This window comes from Paenibacillus allorhizosphaerae (assembly GCF_042659105.1).
Taxonomy (GTDB): domain Bacteria; phylum Bacillota; class Bacilli; order Paenibacillales; family NBRC-103111; genus Paenibacillus_G; species Paenibacillus_G allorhizosphaerae.
The window spans coordinates 1-2,284 of sequence record NZ_JBHSRV010000058.1 but is presented as its reverse complement, the minus strand read 5'-3'; the positions used below and the strand labels follow the sequence as shown (position 1 = coordinate 2,284).

The window sequence follows — 2,284 nt, the reverse complement described above, 5'->3', positions numbered from 1 at the left end:
ACTAACGGATGGGTTCGTGACACCATAGCGCAACGACCTTCCTCACCAGCCGTAAGAATAGTATAAAACGTCGCACCAAAATTTTCATCCTCTGTGGCGCCCGACAGGGCATGGGGGGCTAACGGGAAACGATAGTTCAACACCAAAACGGCTGCCACGGGGCAGCCGTCATTGCGCTATCGGGCAGGTTAGCGTGGAAAGCCTCAGATTTTGAAGGAGGAAAATAAGCCTGACTGTAGTTTGATGTTGCAAAGAGACGTATGTTTTTGACGCTTATAAAAAGAGAAGTCAATACAAGAATATACATTCTGTTGTTAAGCTCAGTAGTGGAGACGTTTTAATTGGCCAACTTGGACTATATGAACTCTAAGATGCCTAGCTTAACGGGTAATGATAGCTCAGAACAGCACGACGGCAGCCGGTTCGAAAATTAGTTGCCATTATTGTTGACTAAATGGGATTAGGGTGAATTACATGAATGGCAAGCCGAATGCCAGGGAATTAACACAAACTGGCGGCAATTTGGGAATAGACACAGTTTTATTGAAAGAGCTTGAATCCAAACAATATATTAAAAAGGTACTAGAAGTGTTTAAACCTTATAAAACTACGGGACACTTGTCCATTGGCGCGGAAGAGTCCCTTATAATTCCGTTGAAGGGAAATGAATTTTCATTTTCAAGTTACTTAAAAAGTGAACCTGCATATATTTGCTTTGACCAAGAAGGTCGTGATAAGAATACAGTTGTTGTAATAAATGATGCTAAGTTGATTGGACAATTAATGCAGAACTCATATGGAATGGAGTATTTTGTATCAAATGAAAAGGCTGATTTTCTGATTGCTATTAATTGGTATGTAATAGAGGTGGCAGGGACAGCAATTGATTCCCTTGAGAAAATTAATCGCGAGGAATTCTAGGGATTAAAAGTTTGATGTATGATGCTCAATAATTAAACTTAACGGGAAACGATAGTATGGAGCTGCCGCGGGGGCAGCTCCTCTTGGATGTTATTGACGGGCAGTAATGCTTAATGAAAAAGAATTGTTCTGTGGTTTTAGGTATACTAACCAAAATTCGAATCGGGGTTAAGTAATGAGAAAAGTTCTAAATGTACTGCTAATTTTCTTGTAACGATAGTTCAATAGCAAAACTGCTGAAGCTGCCGGACAACGATCGGCAGCTTTGTTACGTTAATGGGAGGATAGTTACAATAATAATAATGATGAATTGTGGCGCTTAGGCGATTTAGGGATGGAACATTCGATACGTAAAGTTAACCAAACCATTACCAGTAGAAGCACTGATGATCAAAGCTGTCTTTCCTTTTAAACATTCATAATCTCATTCTCCTTTTCCGGAAAAGGTAAACTTCAACACTGCATTATTGAATTGAAAAGGACATATGTCCGCTTATCAGTTATTTGTTACAATACATTCATGAGGTGGAATACAGTCCTCGGCGAGCCAAGTTAGCCTTGAAAGCCGCCAAGGTGTCAAGATTTTTCACGTAATAGGAGGAAGAAGCGCAGATGAGCCATCCTTACCGACCCTTGCATGCTCCCCAATTGCAGCCGCAGTTGCATATCCACTCGCACAACTTCCGGGAGTTTGCGCCGAGCCGTCGCCTGGCGTCGCATGTAGCTGCCTATTGGACGGTGGATTTCCTGCCGGTACCGGGAAATCCGGGGCATCGAGTCATCCCCGATGGCTGTGTCGATATTATAGTGGACCTGTTCGCTTCATCAAGCAGGCAGGCCGCTTATGTCGTAGGGCTAACGACACAAGTCGAAGTTTTGCAATTTACAAAAGCACGCTCGGTATGGGGCATCCGGCTGTATTCAGAGTCGGCCCGCACGATCCTGAAGTCTCCAATATCGACATTAATGGCAAATCGTGTGTTTTTGGAGGATCTCTGGGGACAAGAGGCTCTCGATTGGGTCGAAAAGCTGCTGACTGCCCAATCGTTACCAGACAGGATCGAGGTCGTCGAGCAGCAATTGGGCCAAATACTGGCTGCGACCGAGACGCCTGCTCCCACTTTGGTCTATCAGAGCATGCAGTTTATATACGAGGTCAAAGGTAATCTTTCAGTAACGGATTTGGCGGATAAAGTGAACTTCAGCGAGAGGCATCTGCGAAGGGCCTTTGAACTGGAGCTTGGCCTCAGCCCGAAGGAGATGCTCGGCATCGTCCGCTTTCAAAGCGTGCTTGAGGAATTGTACAGCGGAGACTATTTCAGCTTGACGGATTTGGCGCTTCAACACGGGTACTACGATCAGT

General features: G+C 44.4%; 2 protein-coding genes. Both read left to right on the top strand.

From position 1 onward, the window contains the following. Window positions 1–474 precede the first annotated feature (474 nt). A complete protein-coding gene (locus ACFQI7_RS37705) occupies window positions 475–921 on the top strand; it encodes a hypothetical protein (RefSeq protein ID WP_230415810.1) in 447 nt (148 codons plus the stop codon). Window positions 922–1,533: 612 nt separating this feature from the next. Then, window positions 1,534–2,284: DUF6597 domain-containing transcriptional factor (locus ACFQI7_RS37700; RefSeq protein ID WP_377518625.1), on the top strand; the 751-nt coding region annotated here is incomplete at its 3' end.